Below are 7,502 nucleotides of genomic sequence, written 5' to 3'. Positions count from 1 at the left end.
TTTTGCATATGGTGTAGGAGGCAAAGTTAAAGGTGAGTCAACCACAAGTTTTCCTGGAGGCAGTGTTACAAGAAACAGAGATGCAAATGTTAAATTTACAAACGATGCTGAAGTAGGTGATATAGGAGATGATATAGTTATGGGTGAATACCTTGCTCAACCATGGAAACGTAATTGTTTCAAACCTTTTGATGTAGGAGCTAACATTATGTTAGGTTATGAATTTTCGTCAAAACTTTCGGCATCTTTAGTTGCACAATTTGGCTTAACAGATATTACTTCCAAAGTAGAAGGAAACGAAATAGAAAAGTCCGGCACTAAAAATATAGGCTTTGGAATATCATTAGGATACAGGATGTTTTAATATCTAACAATGAAATATACGTTTACTATACAATATCATGTGAGCGTAGAAAAACAAATTAACAAACAATAAAACAACAAACACATTAATTAACAATTAAAAAAATTTTTTTATGAAAAAACTAATTTTAACAACATCATTTTTAGTTGCACTTTTTTTAAGCAGTAACCTATTTGCTCAACTTCACGTTGGTGTTAAGGGTTCATTCAACATGGTAAACATGAATGAAAAAATTGATAACAATAAAATAGAAACTAATAAAATAAAACCTACTTTTAATGCCGGTGTATTTGCTGAATTTGCAATTGCCGACGAATTTTATCTACGTCCCGAATTATTGTATTCTGCAAAAGGTACTACCAGCAAAGTGAAAGGTTTATTAGGTGAAGAAGTTGTTACTAAAACTTCTTTAAACTATATTGAAATACCTGTGTACTTTTTATATAAAGGAGGTTTAGGCTCAGGAGATCTTTTACTTGGAGCTGGTCCTTACTTTGCTTTTGGATTAGGAGGCAAACAAGGCAACATGGATGTTAAATTTAAAAACGATGTAAAGGTAGGCGATCCTGTTGCTATTTATTATAAACCTTTAGATATTGGTGCTAACATTATGGTAGGTTACGAATTTTCTTCCAAACTATCGGCTGCTTTAGTTGCACAATTAGGTTTAACAGATATTACTACCAAAGTACAAGGAATTAAACCTAATGAAAGCACAAAAAATATAGGCTTTGGACTATCATTAGGATACAGAATATTCTAATATAACCGAAGAAAGCATTAAATTAAAAAGCGACTTTTATAGTCGCTTTTTTTTACAAAATTATTAAAACTTAAAAAAGTACTATCACAGTCTATTATGATAATATGGCAAATTAATTATGTATGTAGTTGTTTTATTGAATTTGCTGTTCTAAGATATCTAACACATTGGTCGTGACGGTTATAGCCAAGCATAATTCCTAAAATAAAATCTTCTTCATTAGTGTATTGGTACAATGGTTTGTTGCCAATATGTCTTACTATCTCCACACAAGCATCAGACCCAAAAAAGATGTTGTACTTCTTATCGTTGACTTTACTTATAAGGTATTTTATATTTCTATTTTCTAATTTACCGATAATATAATCCAAAATTGAAGGTCTGAACGTATGCAGTACAAGGTCTCTAATGCCTTTTTCGTATTCGTATAGTAAATGATTGAAGACTTTCATTTCAAAAAACTTATTCAATAACAGGTTTAATGAGCTCAATCCAATTTTTTATACGCTGGTCGGTTTTTTCCGGTTCGTTGTCTTCATCTATAGGTAATCCTATAAACTTACCGTCAATAACGGAGTCGGAACCATCAAAATTATAATCGTCGGTTGAAATCTGACCAAATATATCGGCTCCTTGTTTGTCAATTACATCGTATATAAGTCGCATCGCACTTACGAATGAGTCGGAGAACCCTGAAGAATCTCCCGTTCCGAACAAAGCAACTTTTTTACCTGCAAGATTAATACTCTCAAGTTTTGATAAGTAACCTTCCCAGCCGCTTGGCAAATCGCCAATACCCCAGGTTGAAGTGCCCAAAAGTAAAACATCGGCATCAGTAAAATCGGTTTCAGTTGCTTTTTCAATTTCGATAAGTTTTGGCGAAAAGTTGTTAAGTTCTTGTTTAATTTTTTCTGCCACTGCTTGAGTGTTTCCGGTTTCAGAACCGTAAATAATTATTATTTTTTTCATGGTTGTGTTTATTTGTAAATTTGTTTTGCAAAGTAACACACAGTACACCGCTTTTAAAATACCCATTTTCAGGGATTTTTTTAGTTAGAATTAGCTATAATCAGTTAGCTTTTCGATAAAATCAGATTGTTAATAACTAAGGTGGATTAAGTTGTTAGTGCAGAAAATGAGTTGTTAGTATTATTTGAAAAATATTTTTGGCAGAAATTATTCGCTGTTTGTTTTTATGCGCAAATCGCGCAACAAAACAAGCAATATTTCAAAAAACCGCTCAATACGAAGTGCGATTTTATATTTGTTTTAAATAAAATCAGAAATGTATCTTTGCATCAAATAAAAATTCAATTTTTTGTAACCAAAACCAACAAACATTGTCATACAGAAAATTTAAACATTTAAATATAGTGAAGAAAACATTTTTTACCTTTATCGCTCTATTTTTCAGCGTTGCGATTTATGCCCAAAGCATTACCGGAAAAGTAACCGACAAAGACAATCAACCCATAGAATTTGCCAATGTGGCTCTCTATTCACTTCCCGACAGCACGCTTGTTACCGGAACAATTACCAACGAACATGGCGAATTTTCGCTTGCAACCAAAGCAGCGAAGGACGCTTTTTTGAAAATATCCTTTATCGGTTACGAAACTCAGACCGTTTCGGCAATATCGGGGCAAACTATTGTACTTAATGACGACAGCCAACTGCTTAGCGAAGTTGTGGTGAAAGCAAATTTGCCACGTATAGAGATGAAAAACGACGCATTGGTTACTACAGTTCAAAACACTGTGTTGAGTAAGGCAGGAACGGGCAACGATGTGTTGAAACGACTTCCTTCGCTTACAGGTGATGACGGTGTGTTTTCGGTTTTCGGAAAAGGCGAAGCGAAAATATTTATCAATAATAGAGAAATGCGAGATGTATCGGAACTTGACAATCTTAGCTCTGCCGATATTCGCAATGTGGAAATTGTGAACAACCCCGGTGCACGCTACGATGCTACTGTAAAAGCTGTAATCCGCATAAATATAATACCAAAAGCAGGCGACGGTTTCAGTTTTGATGTTCGCTCAAGCACTCATCAGTCGCAAAACACAGATTTGATTGAGCAACTTAATGTAAACTACCGAAAAAAAGGTTGGGATTTGTTCGGTACATTCAAATACGTGCATAACGAGTGGATACAAGACAGTAAAATACATCAAAAAACATACGTAGATACGCTTTGGACACAAGATATCACGCTTTATATAGATGGATACAATAATGATTTTATGGGTATTGCAGGAATAAATTACGAAATCTCACCCAAACATTATGTAGGAGCAAAATATACACTCACTGCATCGCCTAATAATAAGTGGTGTTCAAAAATGAGTAGCAAAGTGTTTGCCAACGATTTGTTTTACGATGAGTGGAATAGTATAGAAGATAAAACCTCTGAGCTTAAACCCTCTCACAGAGTCAATAGTTATTACAATGGCACTTTTGGAGAATTAAATATAGATTTCAATGCCGACTATTATAATTCCGATGGAATCTCTACATCTTCGGTTGCCGAAACAAGTCAAGAATTTGACAATCGCCAAGTGGATTCCGAAAATGAAGTAAATAACAATCTGTTGGCGTCTAACTTGGTTTTCTCGCATCCGTTGGCAGGCGGACAAATGGTTTTTGGAAGTGAATATACCAATACTCACAGAATAGATGAGTACACGAATATTCAAAATATAGTACCATCTTCTAAAATAACTAATAAGGAGCAAAACATAGCTCTTTTTGCAGAATATTCACGAGCAATACCTATTGGACAGTTTGGTGTTGGTTTAAGATACGAGAATGCAAATTCGGAGTATTATGTAAACGATATTCTTAATGAAGAGCAAAGTCGTCGCTATTCACATTGGTTTCCAAATTTATCTTTTGCTACCACAATAAAAAATGTGGGATTACAATTGAGTTATACGGCTAAAACTTATCGTCCAACGTACAGACAGCTGAGTAGTAGTGTATTTTATGCTAATCGCTTTACACTTCAAACCGGGAATCCGTTTCTGAAACCGACTATTATTCATGATGTTACTTTAGTAGGTTCGTGGCGTTATGTACAATTGATGGCGTCGTACAAAAATGAGCGAGATGCCGTAATCTATTAGACTGAACAAGATGCTAATAACCCTGCATTGTCTATACTTTCTCACCGAAATTTAGAAAAAATGCCGAGTTTGACAGTTTTCGCTACAGTTTCCCCAACAATAGGTATTTGGTCGCCACAGTTAAGTGCAGGATTTATCAAACAATGGGTAACTATTACGAGTTTGGGCAAATCGGTTAAACTAGACAAACCTATACCTGTTGTTTCTTTAAACAACTCGTTGCGATTACCCAAAGAAATTCTATTTACACTCGATGTAGAGTATGTTGGTAATGGAGATGCACAAAATATACATTTAGTTAAGAATTTCGTGGTTGTGGGAGCTTCTGTAACTAAATCGTTTTTCGACGAACGCCTGAATGTAGCTCTAAAAGCTCACGATATATTTTATCAACATAAAGAAGGAAACTTACTTTATAATGCACAAATGGAGCTAAATCAAATAAATATTTTCGACTCTCGCGAAATTGAGCTTACTGTCCGCTATCGCTTTAATACTGCAAAAAGCAAATATAAAGGTACAGGTGCAGGTCAAAGTGAGATAAATAGGTTGTAATGTTATCAAACAAGGAAAAGGCATTTTCTGTGTCAAAAAAACGTCGGGAAATACCGACGTTTTTTATTTAAATTAATGTTGTAGTTAAATTATTGTAATGTGAACTGAATAGGCAAATTGTAATACACTTTTACAACTTTACCTTTGTGTTTTCCGGGTTCAAAGTCAGGCAAGGCAGAAACAACTCTGATTGCTTCGTCTTCCAAAGCTTTTTTACCTTTTTCAATGTCTTCCGACGTAGTTTCTTTGTTTTTTTCTTTATCATTATTTTCCTTAAATGTCGAACGTAGTATTTTAGGGTTCGTTACTTTTCCGTTTTCGTCAATAATAAACTTAACATAAATATGTCCCGAAGTTCCTGTTTCTTGCGAAATGTCCGGATATTTCATATTCTTTGACAACCAAAGATACAACGCTTCTATACCACCGGGGAAAGTAGGCGGTGTATCAACTGAAACGAGAATGTCGTTATCTGACGATTTGGCAATATCCGTATCAGATTCTTTTTTAGTTGTAGCGGTTTCAGGTTCATTATTCATAAGTTTAAATTGTATAGGAAGTGTGTAGCTCATACTTACAACTTTTCCGTCTTTTTTGCCAGGTACCCAGTAAGGCATAGCACTGACTACACGGATAGCTTCGGCGTCTAAAATCGGATCAACTCCACGCAATATTTTAGTTTGGGTAATTTTTCCTTTTTCTGTTACCACAAACTTGACATATACATTACCTTGAATTCCTTTTTCTTGAGCTTCTTTGGGATAAATAATATTTTCGCTTAACCACTTGTACAGCTTAGAAACTCCTCCGGGAAACGTAGGTGGTTCTTCTTCAATTCCTTGAGCTTTAATAATATTGTCATTATTTACAATTTCCGGCTCTGTCAATTTAGCTCTTTCACTACTCTGATGCTCAATTTTTGCATCTGAGTTTAGTTCGGTATCTAAATTTATAGTCGCCACGTTAGAACTTATCACAGGATTATCTTCCTGAGTAACAACATTTGCTACAAACGTCTTGGTTGCGGCAATCATCTCTTGCATGTTGCTCACTACAAGCATTACAATTGCAATTGGGATAATCAAAGCATACTTTAATAATCCCATCTTTTTGGTTTTTCTTGTATTCATCATTTTGATTCTTTTTTTAATTGGTAAAACACTGAATTCGTTGCCCAACTTACTATCTGCAGGTTCATAAGTAAGGCGTAATAAATGGTATTGATATTTTTTGGGTTCAAAACCCGATTTTATAACTTGATTGTCGGCTAAAAATTCCAAATTAAACCGAATTTCACGTTCCAAAAGCCATGCTGCAGGATTAAACCAGCAAAGAATGGTCTGCACTTGTGCTACAATTACGTCTATGGAATGCCATTGGCGAACGTGTGTTTGTTCATGCTCTAAAATTTCGGCAGTTTCTGTTTGGGTATGTAAAAGCGGATTTATAAAAATCCAACGAAAAAAGGAAAAAGGCATAATTTTTTCCATTAAGCGAATAACAGGAACATTTTGTAATAAGATTTTTTCGCCTTGTATTCTTCGTTTGAAAATAGAAAACAGCTGAATGAAAAAACGTATTAATAACAGCAAAACTACCAAACCAAAAACTGTCCAAAGTACGTTTTCAAGTGTAAAAAAGGTCAGTTTCTCCGTCTGATTGGCTGTAATTACAAATTCATCTAACTGAATAGATGCAATAGCGGTCATAATCGGCTCTTGCTTTTTTATCCACCCTTCTACCGAAATAAGCGGGTAAATAAATGAGAATAAAATACTTGCTAACAGATAGAATCGTCGCAGCATCCAAAATGTATCTCGCTGAAACAACAACTTGTAGCACAAGTAAAAAAGTATGAGCGATAAATTGACTTTTATAATGTAAGTTACCATGGTTGTTGGTGTTTGAATTTTTAGGTTTAGAACTTTCCGCTTATATCTACTTCTTTTCTATAAGATTAATAATTTCCAGAAGTTCCTCAGCAGAGATTTTATTTTCCTCAACAAAAAAGTTGACCAATTCTTTGTACGAATTTTCAAAATAATTCTTTACCACATTAGACATAAACTTCTTTTTGTAATCTTCTTCACGCACAACTGCCGAATATTGATAAGTGTTTCCAAAACGTTTCCCCTTAACATAACCTTTACGCTTCAGATTTTTTACCACAGAAGCTACCGTCGTGTAGGGTGGATGAGGTTTATCCATTTCTTCAATAAAATCTTTGATAAATCCGGGCTCCTTTTGCCAGATTATCAGCATAAGTTCTTCTTCTTGATGTGTTAGTTTTTCCATAATTTTATATGCTTTTTTATGTAATTTATAGTTAATAATCAATTTATTACGAAAACATCGCAAAACTACGAAAGTTTCGTAATAAGTCAATAGCCCACATTAATTTTTAACATTTATTAACCTATTAAGCAAGTTTAGCTTTCAAATAAATAATGAAAATATTTGTAGTAATATTGGAAATACGTTAGGTATAGTGTTTTTAGTAAGAATCGAAAAAGTGAAAGAGCTAGAAAAGTATTAAAAACAAAAAAGTGCCCGAATGGACACTTTTGTTACAATCTTGCGGAGAGGGAGGGATTCGAACCCTCGGTACAGTTACCCATACGACAGTTTAGCAAACTGTTGGTTTCAGCCACTCACCCACCTCTCCATTTGTTGCGGTATTTTGTCGCCGAAAAAG

Annotated in this window: 6 protein-coding genes, 1 tRNA gene and 1 pseudogene; 3 read left to right on the top strand and 5 right to left on the bottom strand. The window is 34.5% G+C overall.

Annotation, left to right across the window (positions count from 1 at the left end; all coding sequences use genetic code 11):
- A partial coding sequence (locus PHP31_09495; GenBank protein ID MDD3739510.1) for a hypothetical protein occupies positions 1-364 on the top strand: 364 nt, incomplete at its 5' end.
- A 112-nt stretch (positions 365-476) separates the two neighbouring features.
- Positions 477-1,127 (top strand): porin family protein, encoded by a 651-nt coding sequence (locus tag PHP31_09490; protein MDD3739509.1) that lies wholly within the window; start codon positions 477-479, stop codon positions 1,125-1,127.
- Positions 1,128-1,243: 116 nt separating this feature from the next.
- Here the strand turns inward: PHP31_09490 and PHP31_09485 are convergent, their stop codons facing one another.
- Both PHP31_09485 and PHP31_09480 read right to left on the bottom strand, forming a co-directional pair.
- Positions 1,244-1,579, bottom strand: coding sequence for a DUF2023 family protein (locus PHP31_09485; GenBank protein MDD3739508.1), 336 nt, complete (start codon positions 1,577-1,579; stop codon positions 1,244-1,246).
- Between the two features lie 10 nt (positions 1,580-1,589).
- Positions 1,590-2,096, bottom strand: coding sequence for a flavodoxin (locus PHP31_09480; protein MDD3739507.1), 507 nt, complete (start codon positions 2,094-2,096; stop codon positions 1,590-1,592).
- Positions 2,097-2,500: 404 nt separating this feature from the next.
- Between PHP31_09480 and PHP31_09475 the strand changes: the two are divergent.
- Positions 2,501-4,807 (top strand): annotated as a pseudogene (locus tag PHP31_09475) (outer membrane beta-barrel family protein).
- 89 nt (positions 4,808-4,896) lie between these two features.
- Here the strand turns inward: PHP31_09475 and PHP31_09470 are convergent.
- From PHP31_09470 to PHP31_09460, 3 genes are all read right to left on the bottom strand, one after another.
- The gene (locus tag PHP31_09470) at positions 4,897-6,699 is read right to left on the bottom strand and encodes a M56 family metallopeptidase (protein ID MDD3739506.1); all 1,803 of its coding nucleotides are present in this window, start codon (positions 6,697-6,699) and stop codon (positions 4,897-4,899) included.
- Between the two features lie 46 nt (positions 6,700-6,745).
- The gene (locus PHP31_09465) at positions 6,746-7,102 is read right to left on the bottom strand and encodes a BlaI/MecI/CopY family transcriptional regulator (protein MDD3739505.1); all 357 of its coding nucleotides are present in this window, start codon (positions 7,100-7,102) and stop codon (positions 6,746-6,748) included.
- 283 nt (positions 7,103-7,385) lie between these two features.
- Positions 7,386-7,472, bottom strand: a tRNA-Ser gene (locus tag PHP31_09460).
- Positions 7,473-7,502 lie beyond the last annotated feature (30 nt).

The sequence above is a fragment of the Lentimicrobiaceae bacterium genome, from assembly GCA_028697555.1.
Taxonomy (GTDB): Bacteria; Bacteroidota; Bacteroidia; order Bacteroidales; family UBA4417; genus UBA4417.
This window is presented reverse-complemented; position numbering and strand designations above follow the sequence as displayed.

Bases quoted from the DNA above. Each gene is read 5' to 3' on its own strand.
- PHP31_09485 (MDD3739508.1), bottom strand. From the start codon at position 1,579: ATGAAAGTCTTCAATCATTTACTATACGAATACGAAAAAGGCATTAGA.
- PHP31_09480 (MDD3739507.1), bottom strand. From the start codon at position 2,096: ATGAAAAAAATAATAATTATTTACGGTTCTGAAACCGGAAACACTCAA.
- PHP31_09470 (MDD3739506.1), bottom strand. From the start codon at position 6,699: ATGGTAACTTACATTATAAAAGTCAATTTATCGCTCATACTTTTTTAC.
- PHP31_09490 (MDD3739509.1), top strand. From the start codon at position 477: ATGAAAAAACTAATTTTAACAACATCATTTTTAGTTGCACTTTTTTTA.
- PHP31_09465 (MDD3739505.1), bottom strand. From the start codon at position 7,102: ATGGAAAAACTAACACATCAAGAAGAAGAACTTATGCTGATAATCTGG.